Below are 17,448 nucleotides of genomic sequence, written 5' to 3'. Positions count from 1 at the left end.
TGTTCGGGCCGCCCGGTGTGGGCGGCGGGTTTGACGAGCTACAGCAGGGGCGCCGCGCTCAGCGGCCGAGCAGCTTCTTCACACGCGGCGCGTCGACTGCGGCAACTTCCTTCACGCCGGTCAGCCGGCGAGTCAACGTGGAGGGCTTCTTCTCCAGGTTGTGGCGCATGCCGGAGTGCTGGGTCAGCAGCTTTCCGGTGCCGGTGACCTTGACGCGCTTCTTGATCCCGCTGTGGGTCTTGTTCTTGGGCATTGCGGTGGTCCTGTTCGCTGGTGCGCCGGCGACTTACTCGGTGCCGGCGGTCTCGGTGGTGCTCTCGCGAGGCACCCGGGTGGGCTTGGAGCTGCGGTGCGGCGCGACGACCATGATCATGTTGCGGCCGTCCTGCTTCGGCGAGGACTCCACGAAGCCGAGTTCGGAGATGTCATCAGCCAGACGTTGCAGAAGGCGGAATCCCAGTTCCGGACGCGACTGCTCGCGGCCGCGGAACATGATGGTGATCTTCACCTTGTCGCCCTGCTTGAGGAATCGCTCGACGTGACCCTTCTTGGTCTCGTAGTCGTGCGAGTCGATCTTCGGGCGGAGCTTCATCTCCTTGATGACGGTCAGGGCCTGGTTGCGGCGGGCCTCGCGGGCCTTCTGCGCGCTCTCGTACTTGAACTTGCCGTAGTCCATGAGCTTGCAGACGGGCGGACGCGCCATCGGTGCGACCTCGACAAGATCCAGGTCCGACTCGAGTGCCAATTCGAGAGCCTTGCCGATCGGCACGATGCCGACCTGCTCGCCCTCGGGACCGACGAGTCTGACCTCGGGAACGCGGATCCGGTCGTTGATCCTCGGTTCAGAGCTGATGGGACCTCCTTGGTCGTTCTGGCGATTCGTGCCTGCGGGCCGAATGACAACGGCCCCGTCGCGTATGCGCGCGGGGCCGGGAGCCGACCGGTCCGGGACGCCGCCGGGTGGCGACGCGACGACCCGCGAGGGCCGATCGTCCGGACCGGACCCGGCGCACCGTCGGTGGCTCGGGTGGGAGGCTGGTGGGCTTCCGCTTGCACACCCCCGCGTCTGCGGGGGCTGGTCGCAATGACAGGGTATCAGGGTGACCGATACCGAACCAACACGCGCGACCGACGACCCGAACGCCCGGCCGGCCGTAGGAGTTCCGGGCAGCGCCTCCCAGCCGCACCCCAGCGACGGCATCCCGCTGCCGGGCCACGGCCTGGACGAACTGGACGACACCCCGGTGCGCGAACTGGCGGCCATCCCCGCCGTCGAGGTGATCACCCGGGCCGCGGTGATGCTGATGAGCGCGTCGGCGGAGAAGCTCGGCCTGGCTCCGGACGGCGAGCCGCACCAGGACCTGGACGAGGCGCGGCGGCTGATCACCGCGCTGGCCGGGCTGGTCGCTGCGTCGCAGGAGTACCTCGGCGCACACCGCCAGCCGTTGCGTGACGGGGTGAAGACGTTGCAGAGCGCGTTCCGCGAGGCGTCGTCGTACCCGGACGAGCCCGGCCAGGGGCCGGGCGAGAAGCTGCTGCCCTAGGCGCACGGGTGGCCCAGGCGCGGGTGGGCATCTCCGGCTGGCGGTATCCGCCGTGGCGCGGGGTGTTCTACCCGCGCGGGCTGCCGCAGCGGCGCGAGCTGGAGTACGCGTCCGGCCGGTTGGCCACCATCGAGATCAACGGCTCGTTCTACTCGCTGCAGCGCCCCGAGTCGTACGCGAACTGGCGTGCGCAGACCCCCGACGGTTTCGTGTTCTCGGTCAAGGGACCGCGCTTCGTGACGCACCTGAAGAAGCTGCGGGACGTGGCGGCGCCGGTGGCGAACTTCTTCGCTTCCGGCCCGCTCGCGCTCGGCGACAAGCTCGGCCCGATCCTGTGGCAGCTGCCGCCCAGCCTCGGCTACGACGCCGAGCGACTGGCCTCGTTCTTCGCGCTGCTACCGCGTTCGACGCTCGAGGCGGTGTCGCTCGCGCACCGGCACGACGAGCGGGTGGCCGGGCGGACCTGGCTCGCCACCGATGCCGACCGTCCCATCCGGCACGCGCTCGAGGTGCGGCACCGCAGCTTCCTGACGCCCGCGTTCACCGCGCTGCTGCGCGAGCACGAGATCGCCGTGGTCGTCGCCGACACCGCGGGCAAGTGGCCGCTGATCGCCGAGGTCACCACGGGCTTCGCGTACGTCCGGCTGCACGGCGACGTCGAGCTGTACACCAGCGGGTACACCGACGAGGCGCTGGACCTGTGGGCGGCGAGGGTGCGCGGCTGGACAGCGACCGGCCACGACGTGTTCGTCTACTTCGACAACGACGTCAAGGTGCGCGCCCCGTTCGACGCGCTGGCGCTGGCGGCTCGGCTGACGTGACGAACCGGCGCATCCACGCCCGCTGGCGAGGATGCGCCGGTTCTCACGCGACGCGGCTCAGGACTCCTTGTCCGCCTCCGCCTTCGCTCGGGCGGCGATCTCGTCGACGATGCTCGCGTCGGCAAGCGTCGTCGTGTCACCGAGGGCGCGGTTCTCCGCCACGTCCTTGAGCAGCCGGCGCATGATCTTCCCGGAGCGGGTCTTGGGCAGCTCCGGCGTGAAGACGATGTTCGCCGGTTTGGCGATCGGGCCGATCACCTTCGCCACGTGGTCGCGCAGTTCCTTCGCCTTCTCCGGCGAACCGTCCTTGCCGCCCTTGAGGATGACGTACGCGACCACGGCCTGGCCGGTGATCGCGTCGCTGCGCGCGGTGACCGCGGCCTCGGCGACTTCGGGGTGGTCGACCAGCGCGCTTTCGATCTCGATCGTCGACAGGCGGTGGCCCGAGACGTTCATGACGTCGTCGATGCGGCCCATCAGCCAGAAGTCGCCGTCCTCGTCGACGCGCGCACCGTCACCGGCCATGTACACGCCCGGGAACCGGCTCCAGTAGACATCGCGGAACCGGTCGTTGTCGTTGTACAGGCCGCGCAACATGGCCGGCCACGGCTTCTTCACGACCAGGAAGCCCGCACCTTGCCCGGGCGGGATCTCGTTGCCGTCGTTGTCGTAGACGGCCGGCTCGATCCCCGGGAACGGCTTGGTGGCCGAACCGGGCTTGAGCGTCGTGACGCCCGGCAGCGGGCTGATCAGGATCATCCCGTTCTCGGTCTGCCACCAGGTGTCCACGACGGGCGTCTTGCCCGCACCGATGTTGTCGCGGTACCAGACCCACGCTTCAGGATTGATCGGCTCGCCGACGGAGCCGAGCACCTTGAGCGAACTGAGGTCGTGCCTCTGGGCGTACTCGGGACCCCACTTCATGTGGGTGCGAATCGCCGTCGGCGCGCAGTACAGGACGGTCGCCTTGTAGCGCTCGATGATGTCCCACCAGCGATCCTTGTCCGGATAGTCCGGGGTCCCCTCGTACATCACGGAGGTCGTCGCGTTGACCAGTGGCCCGAACACGATGTAGCTGTGCCCGGTGATCCAGCCGATGTCCGCGGCGCACCAGTACACCGTCTCCGGCTTGATGTCGAAGATGTAGTGGTGTGTCGTCGACGTGCCCGCCAGGTAACCGGCGGTGGTGTGCACCACGCCCTTGGGCTTGCCCGTGGTGCCGCTGGAGTACATCACGAACAGCATCGCTTCGCTGTCCATCGGCTCGCACGGGCAGGTGGCCGGATCGTCGCTCTGCCGGTCCACCACGTCGGCCCACCAGTGGTCGCGGCCGTCCTTCATCACGACGTCGTTGCCGCCCCGCTTGACCACGATGCAGGTGGTGACCGAGGGTGCGCTGTCCATGGCGGCGTCGGCGTTCACCTTCAGGTCGAACACCTTGCCCCGGCGCCACGACCCGTCCTGCGTGACCACGTACTGGCACTGCATGTCGTTCAGGCGACCGGACAGCGAGTCCGGACTGAACCCGCCGAACACGACCGTGAACGGCGCCCCGAGCCGGGCCAGGGCGAGCATCGTCACCGGCAGTTCGGGAACCATGCCCATGTAGATGCCGACGTGGCTGCCCTTAGAAACACCCAGCTCCTTGAAGGCGTTGGCCGCCTTCACCACCCGACGCTGCAGGTCGGCGTAGCTGATGGTGATCTTGTCGGCCGGGTTCTCGCCCTCCCAGTAGTAGGCGACCTTGTCGCCCAACCCGTTCTCGACGTGCCGGTCGACGCAGTTGTAACACGCGTTGAGCGTGCCGCCGAGGTACCACTTGGCGAACGGCGGGTCCCACTCCTTGAGCTTGGTGAACGGCGTGAACCACGACAGCCGGTCGCGGCCCTCGCGCTCCCAGAACTCGTCCGGGTCGCCGTCGTACAGGTCTGCCTTGGCGTTCGCCTGCGCGGCGAAGTCAGGAGACGGCGGGTACCTGCGCTGCTCGAGGAGCAGCGAGGCGATGTTCTGATTGTCCTGTGGTTGTGTCATAGGTGCCCTACCTTCTGGGGTAAGCGGCGCACTTCACATCGCACCGTGCGACGAACGCTTCCCCTGCTCATCGAACATAGTTCGGTTGTTGCCTGCTGCAAAGGCTCCGACGTCTCAGCGTGGGAACGTCGGCAGGACGACGCGCTTGAACGTCGAGTTGACGACACCGGCGAACGATGCGTACCAGGCGGCGATCGCGGTCAGGATGCCGATCCAGCCACCGATGTGGATCCAGGCGTTGCTGTTCGCCTCGAAGTCGGCCACGCTCTCGCTGAAGAAGCCGATGGTCAGCGCCAGGAACGCCAGGGTCAGCAGCACGAACACCGCGAAGATCGCACCGGTCGTCCGGGCGGATGCGACTGTCATGTACGCCGTGAAGATGGTCCAGCACAGCAGGTAGAGCGCGACGCCGTGCAGCAGGTCGTTGGGCTTGGCGTTGGCCGGCAGGTGCGTGAGGATCCACCAGAAGGAGAGCCAGAACGCGCCGTACGAGCTGAACGCGAGCGCTCCGAACGTGTTGCCCTTCGCGAACTCCCACATCCCGGCGAGCAGCTGGGCGAGGCCGCCGTAGAAGAACGCGAGGCCGAAGACGATGGACTGCACCGACGCGCCGAGCATGTTGGTGTTGATCACGGACAGGAAGAACGTCGTGGCAGCGAAGCCGGCCAGACCGAGCGGGCCGGGATCGGCGAATCCGGCACCCCAGCCGGAGAGCTTCGGCGGGCTGACCATCGGGTCGCGCTCGGCGGGACGCGCCACGTTGTGTTCCCCTTCGGCAGCGGTTGACATCTGCTGTCCCCTTTCGGCTTGCACCCGGCCAGTTCCGGGCTCACCGCAGGACGCTGCCAGTGACCCTGCTCACCGCGCAGCGGCGCCGGACCGTCAGATCGCCGGATGCGCCGGTGTCGTCGTCCGGCGGTCCGGCTCGTGCGGCGAACGGTCGGTTCCGGACGACGAACGGATCGGGCCGCGCAGCTCGTCGGCGAGCGCCTCCGGCGCGTGCAGGCGCACCATCACCCGCCCGGCGTCGGCCGGCACCCGCGACGCCGTCACCCGGGACACCGCGATCATCACCGCGAAGGTGAGCGGGACGGCCCAGGCCGCAGGTTGCGCGAGCAGCGCCCCGGGCCAGCCGCTACCCGTGCCGGCGACGATCGTGAACACCACCGCTGCAGTCGCCAACGTGCCGCCCAGGACGAGCCCGGCCAGCGCGCCGACGTCGGTGAGCCGGCGCCACCACACGCCGAGAACCAGCAGCGGGCAGAAGGTGGCGGCCGCGACGGCAAACGCCAGACCGACCACCGCGGCAAGACCGAGGTGCTGGCTCGGCAGGCTGAGCAGATAGGGCACGCCGATCGCGGCGATGGCGCCCAGCCGGAACGAGCGGATCCGCTGGGCGCGGCGCCGTTCGCGCGGTACGCGAAGTACGTCCTGCGACAGCACCCCGGCGACCGAGACGGTCAGGCCGGACGCGGTGGACAGGAAGGCGGCGAAGGCGCCGGCGGTGATCAGCGCGCTCAGCAGGACACCCAGCTCGCCGCCGATCATCCGCTCCGGCAGCAGCAGGACGGTCGCATCGGTCTTGCCGGTCAGCAGCAGGTCCGGCACGTAGCGCCTGCCGAGCGCGCCGAACACGGTCGGCAGCAGGTAGAAGGCCGACAGCAGCCCGATCACGACGAACGTGGTGCGCCGGGTGTCCCGTCCGTCCGGATTCGTGTAGAACCGGACGAGCACGTGCGGCAACCCCATGGTGCCCAGGCAGATCGCCAGGATCAGCGACAGGCTCGCGTACAGCGGATGGTCCTTGCCCGAGCCCAGCGGGCTCAGCCAGGACTGGTTGCGCTGCGACGGCAGGCTCGTGACGACCGGCACGACATCGCCGCGCTGCAGCGTGACCACGGTGTGCGCACCCAGCCGGTGCTCCCCCACGCTCACCGCCGTGCGCCCGTGCACCGCCGCGCCGTCGAGCGTGCCGTCGATCAGCAACGATTCGGCGATCGGCGCTCGGACGGCGGTCGCGGCGTCCAGGGTGACGACGGTCCGTTGGTGCGCGGCGGGATAGCCGTGCGCGATCGCGTCGTCCCGGTGCTGCCAGACGAACAGCAGGGCGAGCGCGGGCACCAGCATGGCGAGGAACTTCAGCCAGAACTGCAGTGCCTGCGCGAAGGTGATCGAACGCATCCCGCCGGCGGCGACCGCGACCAGCACCACGGCGCACACGATCAGGCCGCCTGCCCAGGTGGGCGCACCGGTCTGGGTGGACAGCGTCAGCCCGGCACCCTGCAACTGCGGCACCAGGTAGAGCCAGCCGATCAGCACCACGAGCACGCTCGCGGCCCGGCGCACCAGGACCGAGCCGAGCCGGATCTCGGCGAAGTCGGGCAGCGTGTAGGCCCCGCTACGGCGCAGTGGCGCGGCCACCAGCGCGAGCAGCACCAGATATCCCGCGGTGTACCCGACCGGATACCACAGCACGTCGAAGCCGTAGGCGAGGATCAGCCCGGCGATCCCGAGATAGGACGCCGCGGACAGGTACTCGCCGCCGATCGCGGCCGCGTTCCACCGCGGCGTCACCGCCCGCGAGGCGACGTAGAAGTCGCTGGTCGTGCGCGCCCGGCGCAGGCCGAAGGTGCCGGCCACCATGGTGGCGACGGCGACGATCGCGACCGCCGCGATGGCGGCGCCGTGCCCGCTCACGCGCTCATCGCTTGCGCACCAGGTCGGTGAAGGCCTGCTCGTTGCGCTCTGCCTGCCGGACGGCATACGCGGCAAGCGCGATCAGCGCGGGATAGATCAGCACGCCGAGCAGCAACCACGGCAACGGGAGGCCCAGCACCCGGACCGTGGCGAAGCGCGGGGCCAGGGCGCCGGCCAACGCGATCCCCACCAGCAGCACGCCGACACCGCCGCACACGGTGACCGCCAGCCGGCGTTGGCTGCGGATCAGCGAGCGCATGTACACCTCGCCGAGCGCGGTCTGCTCGTCGATCTCGCGCACCGGCGGGCGGGCGGCTCCCCGACGGGCCGCCTCGGTGCGCGGATGGGTGATCCGTACCCGCTTGACCGGCTCACTCATCCTCGCTCACCCGCCCATCGCTCGCCCGCTCACAGCGGCGTGAGCCGATCCCGCAGCGAACGCGTGTGGCGCCTGCTCACCGGCAGTTCGTCCTTGCCGAGGCGCACGGTCGTCCGGCCGTCGGCGACCCGGACCTCGTCGATGTGGGCAAGGGCGACCAGCGTGCTGCGATGGATGCGCACGAAGCCCGCAGCCGACCACCGCTGCTCCAGCACGGTCAGCGGGGTGCGCAGCAGGTGGCTGTCCTCAGCGGTGTGCAGCCGCGCGTAGTCACCCTGCGCCTCGACGAAACGCACCTGCGAACGGCGCACGAACCTGGTGACGCCGGCCAGTTCGACCGCGATCGTCTCGTCCTCGGCCGTGGACGTGTCCGGCTGCCCCGCGGTGACCACGCGGCGCACCGCCTCGGCCAGCCGGTCGGCATGCACCGGCTTCATCAGGTAGTCGGTGGCCTGCAGGTCGAAGGCATCGACCGCGTGGTCGTCGTAGGCGGTGACGAACACGACCTGCGGCCGATGGGTGAAGCGGCTTACCACGCGAGCCAGTTCGACGCCGTCCAGTCCGGGCATCTTGATGTCGCAGAAGACGACGTCGAACAGCTGGTCGTTGAGCAGCTTGAGGGCATGTGCGGCGTTCGTCGCGGTGCGTACCGTCTCGACCCTGGGATCCTCGCCGAGCAGGAACGCCAACTCCTCGCGCGCGGGCACCTCGTCGTCGACGACCAACACCTGCAGCCGCACGGGTGCGCTCGCTCCGTCGGCCATGGACGGCAGGCTACCGCCTGCTCAGCCGCGTGGTGCGGGATCGGCGCGCACGCCCGGCGAGAACTTCGGGACCCGGAAGGAGACCTTGGTGCCGGCCGTGGGCGCGGTCTCGATCACCAGCCCGTACGGATCGCCGTACACCTGGCGCAGCCGGGCGTCGACGTTGCCCAGCCCGACCGAGCCGCCCCGCGCACCCGCCCCGGCGTCGATGCCCTCCAGGGCTGCCCGGATCACTCCAGGATCCGAGCCCGCGCCGTCGTCCTCGACGGTGATCAGCGCGTCCTGGCCGGCGTCGACCGCCGCGATGGAGACGGTCACCACCTCGGCCGCGCCCTCCAGCCCGTGCCGCACCGCGTTCTCCACCAGCGGCTGGACGACGAGGAACGGCACCGCGATCGGCAGCACCTCCGGCGCGACCCGCAGTGAGACGCGCAGCCGCTCACCGAAGCGGGCCTGCTCCAGCACCAGGTACCGCTCGGTGTTGCGCAACTCGTCGGCCAGGGTGGCGAACTCGCCGCCGCGCCGCAGCGCGTAGCGGGTGAAGTCGGCGAACTCGAGCAGCAGTTCGCGGGCTCGCTCGGCGTCCGTGCGCATGAACGAGGCGACCGCGTTGAGCGAGTTGTAGACGAAGTGCGGGCTGATCTGGGCACGCAAGGCACGCAGCTCGGCCTCCATCAGCTGGGTGCGCTGCTGGTCGGCGCCGGCCAGTTCGAGCTGTCCGGACACCCACCGCGCCACCTCCTCCACGGCGCGGACGAGCATCGCGGAGCTGTCCCGGCTGTAGGCGACCAGGGCGCCGACCACGGTGCCCCGGTCGACGAGTGGCGCGGCCACCGCGACGCGTGCCGGGCAGTCCGGGGCGCCGCAGGACACCTCCCGCGCAGCGACGATGACCGTGCGCGCGTCGCGCAATGCGTGCCGCGCGTGCGTCACCGCAGCGTCGGCGTGGTGATGCGAGCCGCCGTCGACTGCCAGCACCCGCGAGCTGTCGGTCAGCGCGACCGCGGTGGTGCCGAGCAAGGCACGCAGATGCTTCACCGCGCGTTCGGAGCCGGGCCGGGTCAGTCCCTCGCGCAGCCCGAGTGAGGCGAGGCTGGCGGTGTGCAGCGTGTCGAAGGTGGCCCGGTCGGCCGATGTGCCCAGGTCGCGGCGCCGGTAGACGAGATAGGCGATTCCCGCCACGCCCGCGACCACGGCAGCCGCGGCCAGCACCGGGAGCGGGCTCACCGGCTACCGCTCGGGGTGGGCGGCGGCGAACAGCTCGCGCAGCCGGGCCATCGTCTGCACCGCTCGCTCCCTGTCCAGCCGCTGGACCGCGTAGATCGCCAGCGTCTCCTCGCCGGGCAGCACCAGGCGGGCGAAGCGGACCTTGCGCGGGAACTCGACGCGCACGATCACGTCCCACGGCACGACGCGCCAGCCGCCGAGGAACGAGCGCAGCCGCACCGCGGTCTCGTCGGCCTCCATCCGCGGCCGGGTCGGCATCAGGCACAGCCCGGCCAGGATGATCCCGATCACCACCGTGCCGACCTGGTCGATCGAGGCGAAGTGCGCGCCGGCGTTGTCACGCTTCTGCAGCAGCGCGGTGATCACGAACGCGGCCAGCACCACGACTGCCCCGGCGTACCCGATCCGGGCCATGACGACCGGCTTGGCGCGCACGCTCATCACAGCCGGCACGCGTGGATGTCGGTCACGAAGATGGCGCGGGCACCGACGTCCCACAACTCGTCCATGATGCGGTTCGTCTGCTTGCGCAGCACCATCGAACGCACCGCCGACCAGCCGCGCTCGTGCAGCGGCGCCACGGTGGGCGACTCGATGCCCGGTGTGATCGCGACGGCCTTCTCCACCAGTTCGTCCGGGATGTCGTAGTCCATCAGGACGTACCGGCGCGCGATGATCACGCCCTGCAGCCGCCGCACCAGCTGCTCCACCTTCGGGGTCGGCTCCGCGCCGGCGCGGCGCACCAGCACCGCCTGGCTGGTCAGCAGCGGTTCGCCGAAGATCTCCAGGCCGGCGTTGCGCAACGTGGTGCCCGTCGACACGACGTCGGCGATCGCATCGGCCACCTCCAGGCGCACGGCGGTCTCGACGGCGCCGTCCAGCCGGATCAGTTCGGCGCTGACACCCTGTGCGGCCAGGTACGAGGAGACCACGCCCGGGTAGGCGGTGGCGATCCGCTTGCCGGCCAGGTCGTGCACCGAGCCGGCCGTGTCGGGCAGGCCGGCGAAGCGGAACGTCGACTCGCCGAACCCGAGCTGCAGGACGGTCTCGGCCGGCGCGCCGGAGTCGAGCAGCAGGTCCTCACCGGTGATGCCGACGTCCAGCCGGCCGGAACCGACGTACACGGCGATGTCGCGCGGGCGCAGGAAGAAGAACTCGGTGTCGTTGTCGGCATCGAGCATCACCAGCTCGCGGCTGTCGGTGCGCTGGCGATAGCCGGCCTCGGTCAGCATCTGGCTGGCCGGCTCGGCGAGGGAGCCCTTGTTGGGGAGTGCGATGCGAAGCATGGGATCTACCGATCTGTGCGGACGGGCGGGACGCGGCGGGTCGTCCTACAGATGTCGGTACACGTCATCGAGCCCGATGCCCTTGCCCAGCATGATCACCTGGACGCGGTACAGCAGCTGGCTGATCTCCTCGGCGGTGCGCTCGGCGGACTCGTGCTCGGCGGCCAGCCACACCTCGGCGGCCTCCTCGACGACCTTCTTGCCCTGCGCGTGGACACCGGCATCCAGCGCGGCCACGGTGCCGGATCCGTCCGGACGGAGGCGTTGCCGCTCGGCGAGCTCGGCGAACAGCTGATCGAAGGTCTTCATCGCGTCCGAAGCCTACCGGCGACCGCGCGGGCGGCCGCGCCTGCGTGCCGGCGGCTCGCTCGCACTCGCGCGGCGCAACCGCCACTGCCGCAGGTGGTGAAAGCCGCGCACCGACTCGGGACGGCGCGCCGTGAGCTGGTACCGCCCGTCGCCGGCGAGGGACTCGGCCACCACCCGGTCGACGAGCACCCAGCCGGGCCGGCTCAACGAGGTCAGCCTGCTGGCGATGTTCACCGTCGAGCCGTACACGTCGCCCAGCCGGCTCACCACCGGCCCGCTGGCGAGCCCGATGCGCAATGCGGGCAGCCGCTCGTCGGCCCGGGACCGCTCGAGCAGGTCGAGCGCGATCTCGGCCGCCCGGCTCGGGGTGTCCGCCACGAACAGCACCTCGTCGCCGATCGTCTTCACGATCCGCCCGTGGTGGGCGGACACCACGTCCGTCGTGGTCGCCTCGAACGCCTCCAGCAGCGTGCCGAGTTCTGCCTCGGTGGCGCGCCGGGTGAGCGCGGTGAAGCCGGACATGTCCGCGAAGCCGACCGCCATCGGGACCAGGGTCGACGCGAGCGCGTCGGACGTGGCGTAGGTGGCGACCCGGTTGAAGAACGCGACGAACTGGCGGCGCCACACGAACTCGTGCACCTGCTCGATCAACGGCAGCAGGGTGCCCAGCACCGCCAGCACGCTCTCCTCGGACTCCAGGTGCTCCGGGTGCTGCGCCAGCATCGAGACCAGCAGCTGGCCCTGGCCGGACGCGAGCCGGGAGAACGTCTGGCCGAGGATCCGGGTCATCGTGGCGATCAGCTCGTCATCGGCGACGCCGGACTGCTCGATCGCGCGGACAGCTTCGAGGGTGTCGACGTCCCGCTGGGTGAACACGACCTCGTCGTCACCGACCTGCGCGAAGCCGAGCGCGCGCCACAGCGCGGTCGCGCGTTCGGCGTCCATGCCGGCCCGCTCGGCCACCTGGGCGCGGGTGAACAGGCGCGGTCCGCCGAGCAGCAACTGCTCGGCGCGCTCGACGAGTGCGGGGACGTCCAGCCCGGCAACGAGCGCCGCGCGGGAGGATTCCAGCTCGCCGTCCTCGGCCGGCTCGTCGGTCATGGCGCGTAGGCGGCCAGCGTGACGGCCGTCGCCAGCGCGGCGGCCGTCGCCTCGTAGCCCTTGTCCTCGCGCGAGTCGGGCAGTCCGGCGCGATCGAGGGCTTGGGCCTGGTCGTCGCAGGTCAGCACGCCGAAGCCGACCGGCACCCCGGTGCGCACGGTGACGTCGGTCAGGCCGACGGCCGCGGCGGTGCAGACGTAGTCGAAGTGCGGGGTCCCGCCGCGGATCACCACACCCAGCGCGACGATCGCGTCGAAGCCGGCGCCGGCGAGCCGGGCGGCGGCCACCGGAAGCTCGAACGTGCCCGGCACCTGCACCTCGGTGACATCGGCGACGCGCGAGTCGGCGAGCGCGCGGCGCGCGCCTGCCCGTAGCCCGGCCATCACCTCGGTGTGCCAGCTGCTCGCGACGACGGCCACCCGCAGTCCGGCGGCGCCGTCCACGGCACCGAGTTCGGGCGCGCCGTTCCTCACCCGGACTCCGTCAGGTTCAGGTCGTGGCCCATCCGGTCTCGCTTGGTCTGCAGGTAGCGCAGGTTCTCCGGGTTGGCGTGCACCGGCAGCGGCTCGCGCCCGGTGATGCGCAGCCCGTAACCCTCCAGCCCGGCCCGCTTGGCCGGGTTGTTGCTGAGCAACCGCATCGAGTGGATGCCCAGGTCGACGAGGATCTGCGCGCCGGTGCCGTAGTCGCGGGCGTCGGCGGGCAGCCCCAGCTCGAGGTTGGCATCGAGCGTGTCCGCGCCGGCGTCCTGCAACTGGTAGGCCTGCAGCTTGTGCAGCAGGCCGATGCCACGGCCCTCGTGGCCGCGCACGTAGAGCACGACACCGCGTCCCTCACGGGCCACCGCCGCGAGGGCGGCGTCCAGTTGCGGGCCGCAGTCACAGCGCAGCGAGCCGAACACGTCGCCGGTCAGGCACTCGGAGTGCACCCGCACCAGCACGTCCTCGCCGTCGCCGATGTCGCCGAACACGAACGCGACGTGCTCGCGCCGGTCGTAGCTGGAGGAGTAGCCGACCGCGGTGAACTCCCCGTAACGCAACGGCACCCGCGCCTCGGCGGCCCGCTCGACGAGCTTCTCCGACTTGCGGCGGTAGGCGATGAGGTCCGCGATCGAGATGAGCGCGAGGTCGTGCTCGTCAGCGAAGGCGCGCAGCTCGCCGACGCGCGCCATGCCCGCCGGGTCCTGCTCGCTGACGATCTCGCACAGCACACCGGCAGGCGCCAGCCCGGCGAGCACCGCGAGGTCGACCGCGGCCTCGGTGTGCCCGGGACGGCGCAGCACGCCTCCGTCCTTGGCCCGCAACGGAACGACGTGCCCGGGCCGGGAGAAGTCGGCGGCGGTCGCCCCGGGATCGGCGAGCAGCCGGATGGTGCGCGCGCGGTCGGTGGCCGAGATGCCGGTCGTGACGCCTTCGCGCGCGTCGACGGTGACCGTGTAGGCGGTGCCCCGGCGGTCCTGGTTGACGCGGAACATCGGGGGCAGGTCGAGCCGGTCGGCTTCGCGCTCGGTGATGGGCACGCAGACGTAGCCGGAGGTGTAGCGCACCATGAACGCGAGGAGTTCGGGCGTGGCCAGTTCGGCCGCGAAGATCAGGTCGCCCTCGTTCTCGCGATCCGCGTCGTCGATCACGATGACCGCACGCCCCGCCTTCACGTCCGCGACGGCCCGCTCGACATCGTCCAGCCTGACGTCGCTCATGAGGCGGTCTCCAGCAGGCGTGCGACGTACTTGGCCAGGACGTCCACCTCGAGGTTCACGCTCGCGCCGACCGGCCGGTCGCCCAAGGTGGTCGCGCGCAGCGTCTGCGGGATCAGCCCGACCTCGAACCAATCCGGTCCGACAGCGGTGACGGTCAGCGAGATCCCGTCGACGGCGATCGAACCCTTCTCCGCGACGAACCGGGCGAGCGCGGCCGGCAGGTCGAAGCGCACCGTCTCCCAGGCGCTGCCCGTGGTGCGGTGCAGCACCGTGCCGGTTCCGTCGACGTGCCCCTGCACGACGTGCCCGTCCAGCCGGGAGTCGGCGCGCGTCGCCCGCTCCAGGTTGACCTTCGCGCCCTGCTGCAACGTGCCGAGCACCGAACGCGCGAGCGTCTCGGCCATGACGTCGAAGCTCAGGTGGTGCAGCGGCGGGTAATGGACCCAGCCGGTCACGGTCAGGCAGACGCCGTTCACCGCGATCGAGGCGCCCTCGCTGATGTCCTGCGCGACACGGCCGGCCGCGATCGTCAGCACTGCCGAGTCGTCCTTCGGCGCCACTTCGACGACCTCGCCGAGTTCCTCGATGATGCCGGTGAACACGCTTATCGCTCCCCTGCCGTCTGCTCGGCCCACACCGGCCGGGCGACGACCTTGATGTCCTCACCCAGCCTGCTCACCGAGTCGACATCCAGTGTGACCGCTTCGTCCAGCGAGCCCACGCCCGCGTGACCGAGCGCACTGGGACCATCGCCCAGCAACGTGGGCGCCAGGTAGGCGATGACCTCGTCGACGCAGCGAGCCTCGATGAACGCACCGGCCAGGGTCGGGCCGCCCTCGAGCAGCAGGTGCCGGACCCCGCGGTCGAACAGCGCCTTGAGCGCGAAGCGCGGCACCGCCGTGTCGAGTACCAGCGTCTCGGCGGCGTTGTCGAACACCTGCGCCGACTGCGGGACGCGGTGCCTGCGGTCGAGCACCACGCGCAGGGGCTGGTGCTCGACCGGCTTGTCGTCGCCGTCGCGGACGGTCAGTTGCGGGTCGTCGGCCAGGACGGTGCCGCTGCCCACCACGATCGCGTCGACGACGGCGCGCAGCGCGTGCGCGTCGGCCCGCGAGACCGCCGAGGAGATCCAGCGCGCGGTCAGGTCGACCGCGGCCACGCGTCCGTCCAAGGTGGCGGCGTACTTCCAGGTGACGAACGGGCGGGCGCTGCTGACCGCGTGCAGCCAGGCGCGCAGCGCGCCGCTCGCCGCCTCGATCGCATTGACGCCGGCGACCACCGTGACACCGGCCTCGCGCAGGGCGTCCGAGCCTCCCGCGGCCAGCGGGTTCGGGTCGTCGACCGCGTAGATGACCTTCGCGATTCCCGCCGCGATCAGCGCCTCGGTGCACGGGCCGGTCCGCCCGGTGTGGGCACAGGGTTCGAGCGTGACGACGGCGGTGCCGCCGCGGGCCGCCGCGCCGGCAGCCGCGAGCGCGACGACCTCCGCGTGCGGGCCGCCCGCCGGCGCGGTGACGCCCTCGCCGGCCAATGTCCCGTCCTCGTCGAGCACGACCGCCCCGACCGGCGGGTTCGGGCTGGTGCGCCCTCGCGCGGTCTCGCCGAGAGCGAGTGCCCGGTGCATCGCGGCCTGTTCGGCCTCGGTCAGTTGCATGGTGGTGCTACCGGGCCATGGCGGCGCGCGCCCTGTCCCGCAGCGCGTCCACCGCGCGCGCCGGGTCGTCGGCGCCGTACACCGCGGAGCCGGCCACGAATACGTCGGCGCCGGCCTCGGCGGCGGCTTCGATGGTGTCGGCACCGACGCCACCGTCGACCTCGACGAACAGGCGTAGGTGACCGGCGTTGACCTGCTCGCGCGCCAGGCGGACCTTGGGCAGCACCTCGGCCATGAACTCCTGGCCACCGAAGCCGGGCTCGACCGTCATCACCAGGAGCGTGTCGAACTCGCGCAGGAGCTCCAGGTACGGCTCCAACGGCGTCCCCGGCTTCACCGACAGACCGGCGAAGGCGCCGGCCGCGCGGATCGCACGCGCCACCTGGACCGGGTCGCGCGCGGCCTCGACGTGGATGGTCACGTTCGCGGCGCCCGCCTCGGCGTAGCCCGGGGCCCACCGGTCCGGGTCGTCGATCATCAGGTGGCAGTCGAGCGGGAGGGCGGTGGCCTTGCGCAGGCTCTGCACGACCGGCAGGCCGAGCGTCAGGTTCGGGACGAAGTGGGCATCCATCACGTCCACGTGCAGCCAGTCCGCGTTGTCGACCGCGTCGGCCTCCTCGCCGAGCCGCGCGAAGTCCGCGGCCAGGATGCTGGGCGCGATCATCGGCTCGGGGCGGCCGGGCGTGTTCACGCGCCGAGTCTAGTGACCGCTCAGCCCCACCAGAACGCGGCCGCGATCAGCGCGTACAGCGCGACCAGGGACAGCCCCTCGAACCAGTTGGACTCGCCGTCGAGCACGACCAGAACCGTGACCAGCACCGCGACGGCGAGCACCGCGATCAGCAGCGGCGAGAGCACCAGCGTGAACGTGGCGCCGACGAGCGGGGCGGCGAGCACCACCACGGGCGCGAGCACCAGCGCGATCTGCAGCGGGCTCTGCAGGATCACCGCGAGCGCGACGTCCGGCTTGTTCCGCGCCGCCAGTTGCACCCCGACCACGTTCTCCACCGCGTTGCCCGCGATAGCGACGATCACCAGGCCGGCGAAAGCCTGGCTGATGCCCAGGCTGTCCATCGCCGGCGTCAGGGCGTCGACGAACCAGTCGGACACCAGCGCCGCGGCGACACCGGCCGCGGCGAGCATGCCCAGCGCGAGCGGGAGCGGCCAGTTGGGGGTGTGGGCGGCCGATGTCTCTGCCGCCTCCGGCCCGGTCGCGGCGGTCGCGCCGGTCGCGCCGGTCGCGGCGGTCGCGCCGGTCGCGGCGGTCGCGCCGGTCGCGCCGGTCGCGCCGGTCGCGGCGGTCGCGGCGGTCGCGCCGGTCGCGCCGGTCGCGCCGGTCGCGGCGGTCGCGGCGGTCGACTCGCGCCGGATCGACGCCGGCAGCGAGGCGACGAACAGGGCCAGCAGCACGATCGCGACGATGATCGACAACACCCGCTCGTGGCCGGCGGCGGGCGTGTGCAGGGTCGCGGTCAGCGAGGGGACGAGAAGCGCTGCCACTGCGAGCACGAGCATCAGGCTGAGCCGTTTCGCGGCGTCGGTGCCGAACCGTTGCGTGCCGTGCTTGAGCCCGCCGATGAAGAAGGCGAGCCCGAGCACGGCCAGCACGTTCGCCAGGATCGAGCCGACGATCGCGGAGCGCACCACCTCGTAGAGCCCGGCGTGCAGTGCGAACAGCGTGACGAACAGCTCCGGCAGGTTGCCGAACGCGCTCTGCACGACGCCGGTTGCGCCCGGGCTGAGCTGGTCGCCGAGCGCCTCGACGCTGCGCCCGACGAGTGTTGCGAGCAGCGCGAGTGCGAGTGCCGCGACGATGAACGTGACGACGTCATTGACGCCGGCGAAGTGCAGCACGCCGGCGACGACGCCGATCACAGCGCAGCCACCGGTCAGGCGCAGATCCTTGGAGCTCAGGGTCATGGCGCTCATCCTGCCG

20 protein-coding genes are annotated in these 17,448 nt (G+C 71.2%); 2 read left to right on the top strand and 18 right to left on the bottom strand.

What is annotated here, in order from left to right:
• Positions 1-58 precede the first annotated feature (58 nt).
• Together rpmI and infC are read right to left on the bottom strand one after the other, a co-directional pair.
• Positions 59-253, bottom strand: a complete 195-nt coding sequence (gene rpmI, locus M6B22_RS20865) for a 50S ribosomal protein L35 (RefSeq protein ID WP_269443495.1) — start codon at positions 251-253, stop codon at positions 59-61.
• 33 nt (positions 254-286) lie between these two features.
• Positions 287-898, bottom strand: coding sequence for a translation initiation factor IF-3 (gene infC / locus M6B22_RS20860; RefSeq protein ID WP_407935760.1), 612 nt, complete (start codon positions 896-898; stop codon positions 287-289).
• A 301-nt stretch (positions 899-1,199) separates the two neighbouring features.
• Here infC and M6B22_RS20855 point away from each other — a divergent pair, with 301 nt between their 5' ends.
• The gene (locus tag M6B22_RS20855) at positions 1,200-1,544 is read left to right on the top strand and encodes a DUF1844 domain-containing protein (RefSeq protein ID WP_407935759.1); all 345 of its coding nucleotides are present in this window, start codon (positions 1,200-1,202) and stop codon (positions 1,542-1,544) included.
• Between the two features lie 8 nt (positions 1,545-1,552).
• On the top strand, positions 1,553-2,365 hold the full coding sequence (locus M6B22_RS20850) for a DUF72 domain-containing protein (RefSeq protein ID WP_269443492.1): 813 nt from the start codon (positions 1,553-1,555) through the stop codon (positions 2,363-2,365).
• Between the two features lie 57 nt (positions 2,366-2,422).
• Here the strand turns inward: M6B22_RS20850 and acs are convergent, their stop codons facing one another.
• From acs to M6B22_RS20770, 16 genes are all read right to left on the bottom strand, one after another.
• Positions 2,423-4,396, bottom strand: a complete 1,974-nt coding sequence (gene acs, locus M6B22_RS20845; RefSeq protein ID WP_269443491.1) for an acetate--CoA ligase — start codon at positions 4,394-4,396, stop codon at positions 2,423-2,425.
• A gap of 114 nt (positions 4,397-4,510) precedes the next feature.
• Positions 4,511-5,185, bottom strand: a complete 675-nt coding sequence (locus M6B22_RS20840; protein ID WP_269443490.1) for an acetate uptake transporter — start codon at positions 5,183-5,185, stop codon at positions 4,511-4,513.
• 93 nt (positions 5,186-5,278) lie between these two features.
• The gene (locus M6B22_RS20835) at positions 5,279-7,039 is read right to left on the bottom strand and encodes a sodium/solute symporter (RefSeq protein ID WP_407935758.1); all 1,761 of its coding nucleotides are present in this window, start codon (positions 7,037-7,039) and stop codon (positions 5,279-5,281) included.
• A 58-nt stretch (positions 7,040-7,097) separates the two neighbouring features.
• On the bottom strand, positions 7,098-7,472 hold the full coding sequence (locus M6B22_RS20830) for a hypothetical protein (RefSeq protein ID WP_269443488.1): 375 nt from the start codon (positions 7,470-7,472) through the stop codon (positions 7,098-7,100).
• A gap of 29 nt (positions 7,473-7,501) precedes the next feature.
• Positions 7,502-8,236, bottom strand: a complete 735-nt coding sequence (locus M6B22_RS20825) for a LytR/AlgR family response regulator transcription factor (protein WP_269443487.1) — start codon at positions 8,234-8,236, stop codon at positions 7,502-7,504.
• A 21-nt stretch (positions 8,237-8,257) separates the two neighbouring features.
• Complete coding sequence (locus M6B22_RS20820) at positions 8,258-9,463, bottom strand: histidine kinase (RefSeq protein WP_269443486.1); 1,206 nt, start codon at positions 9,461-9,463, stop codon at positions 8,258-8,260.
• A 3-nt stretch (positions 9,464-9,466) separates the two neighbouring features.
• Positions 9,467-9,916 (bottom strand): PH domain-containing protein, encoded by a 450-nt coding sequence (locus M6B22_RS20815; protein ID WP_269443485.1) that lies wholly within the window; start codon positions 9,914-9,916, stop codon positions 9,467-9,469.
• Entirely contained in the window at positions 9,904-10,749 is an 846-nt protein-coding gene (gene hisG, locus M6B22_RS20810; protein ID WP_269443484.1) for an ATP phosphoribosyltransferase, read from the bottom strand. Before hisG ends, M6B22_RS20815 begins: the two co-directional genes overlap by 13 nt.
• Before the next feature lie 45 nt (positions 10,750-10,794).
• The gene (locus tag M6B22_RS20805) at positions 10,795-11,058 is read right to left on the bottom strand and encodes a phosphoribosyl-ATP diphosphatase (RefSeq protein ID WP_269443483.1); all 264 of its coding nucleotides are present in this window, start codon (positions 11,056-11,058) and stop codon (positions 10,795-10,797) included.
• Positions 11,059-11,070: 12 nt separating this feature from the next.
• Complete coding sequence (locus M6B22_RS20800; protein ID WP_269443482.1) at positions 11,071-12,159, bottom strand: adenylate/guanylate cyclase domain-containing protein; 1,089 nt, start codon at positions 12,157-12,159, stop codon at positions 11,071-11,073.
• Positions 12,156-12,632: a 6,7-dimethyl-8-ribityllumazine synthase gene (gene ribH / locus M6B22_RS20795; protein WP_269443481.1), complete on the bottom strand. Its 477-nt coding sequence runs from the start codon at positions 12,630-12,632 to the stop codon at positions 12,156-12,158. The genes M6B22_RS20800 and ribH overlap by 4 nt, the downstream gene beginning before the upstream one ends.
• Positions 12,629-13,858, bottom strand: coding sequence for a bifunctional 3,4-dihydroxy-2-butanone-4-phosphate synthase/GTP cyclohydrolase II (locus M6B22_RS20790; RefSeq protein ID WP_269443480.1), 1,230 nt, complete (start codon positions 13,856-13,858; stop codon positions 12,629-12,631). The genes ribH and M6B22_RS20790 overlap by 4 nt, the downstream gene beginning before the upstream one ends.
• Entirely contained in the window at positions 13,855-14,460 is a 606-nt protein-coding gene (locus M6B22_RS20785; RefSeq protein ID WP_269443479.1) for a riboflavin synthase, read from the bottom strand. The genes M6B22_RS20790 and M6B22_RS20785 overlap by 4 nt, the downstream gene beginning before the upstream one ends.
• A gap of 2 nt (positions 14,461-14,462) precedes the next feature.
• Entirely contained in the window at positions 14,463-15,512 is a 1,050-nt protein-coding gene (gene ribD, locus M6B22_RS20780) for a bifunctional diaminohydroxyphosphoribosylaminopyrimidine deaminase/5-amino-6-(5-phosphoribosylamino)uracil reductase RibD (protein WP_269443478.1), read from the bottom strand.
• 7 nt (positions 15,513-15,519) lie between these two features.
• Complete coding sequence (rpe, locus tag M6B22_RS20775; RefSeq protein WP_407935757.1) at positions 15,520-16,176, bottom strand: ribulose-phosphate 3-epimerase; 657 nt, start codon at positions 16,174-16,176, stop codon at positions 15,520-15,522.
• Between the two features lie 47 nt (positions 16,177-16,223).
• Entirely contained in the window at positions 16,224-17,432 is a 1,209-nt protein-coding gene (locus M6B22_RS20770; RefSeq protein WP_269443476.1) for a calcium/proton exchanger, read from the bottom strand.
• Positions 17,433-17,448: the final 16 nt, after the last annotated feature.

This window comes from Jatrophihabitans cynanchi (genome assembly GCF_027247405.1).
In the GTDB taxonomy this organism is placed as follows: domain Bacteria; phylum Actinomycetota; class Actinomycetes; order Mycobacteriales; family Jatrophihabitantaceae; genus Jatrophihabitans_B; species Jatrophihabitans_B cynanchi.
This window is presented reverse-complemented; position numbering and strand designations above follow the sequence as displayed.

What these genes read in the sequence shown, in the direction of transcription:
- rpmI (WP_269443495.1), bottom strand. Translation starts at nt 253, where the DNA reads ATGCCCAAGAACAAGACCCACAGCGGGATCAAGAAGCGCGTCAAGGTC.
- acs (WP_269443491.1), bottom strand. Translation starts at nt 4,396, where the DNA reads ATGACACAACCACAGGACAATCAGAACATCGCCTCGCTGCTCCTCGAG.
- M6B22_RS20840 (WP_269443490.1), bottom strand. Translation starts at nt 5,185, where the DNA reads ATGTCAACCGCTGCCGAAGGGGAACACAACGTGGCGCGTCCCGCCGAG.
- M6B22_RS20835 (WP_407935758.1), bottom strand. Translation starts at nt 7,039, where the DNA reads ATGGTGGCCGGCACCTTCGGCCTGCGCCGGGCGCGCACGACCAGCGAC.
- M6B22_RS20830 (WP_269443488.1), bottom strand. Translation starts at nt 7,472, where the DNA reads ATGAGTGAGCCGGTCAAGCGGGTACGGATCACCCATCCGCGCACCGAG.
- M6B22_RS20825 (WP_269443487.1), bottom strand. Translation starts at nt 8,236, where the DNA reads ATGGCCGACGGAGCGAGCGCACCCGTGCGGCTGCAGGTGTTGGTCGTC.
- hisG (WP_269443484.1), bottom strand. Translation starts at nt 10,749, where the DNA reads ATGCTTCGCATCGCACTCCCCAACAAGGGCTCCCTCGCCGAGCCGGCC.
- M6B22_RS20805 (WP_269443483.1), bottom strand. Translation starts at nt 11,058, where the DNA reads ATGAAGACCTTCGATCAGCTGTTCGCCGAGCTCGCCGAGCGGCAACGC.
- M6B22_RS20800 (WP_269443482.1), bottom strand. Translation starts at nt 12,159, where the DNA reads ATGACCGACGAGCCGGCCGAGGACGGCGAGCTGGAATCCTCCCGCGCG.
- M6B22_RS20790 (WP_269443480.1), bottom strand. Translation starts at nt 13,858, where the DNA reads ATGAGCGACGTCAGGCTGGACGATGTCGAGCGGGCCGTCGCGGACGTG.
- ribD (WP_269443478.1), bottom strand. Translation starts at nt 15,512, where the DNA reads ATGCAACTGACCGAGGCCGAACAGGCCGCGATGCACCGGGCACTCGCT.
- rpe (WP_407935757.1), bottom strand. Translation starts at nt 16,176, where the DNA reads ATGATCGCGCCCAGCATCCTGGCCGCGGACTTCGCGCGGCTCGGCGAG.
- M6B22_RS20770 (WP_269443476.1), bottom strand. Translation starts at nt 17,432, where the DNA reads ATGACCCTGAGCTCCAAGGATCTGCGCCTGACCGGTGGCTGCGCTGTG.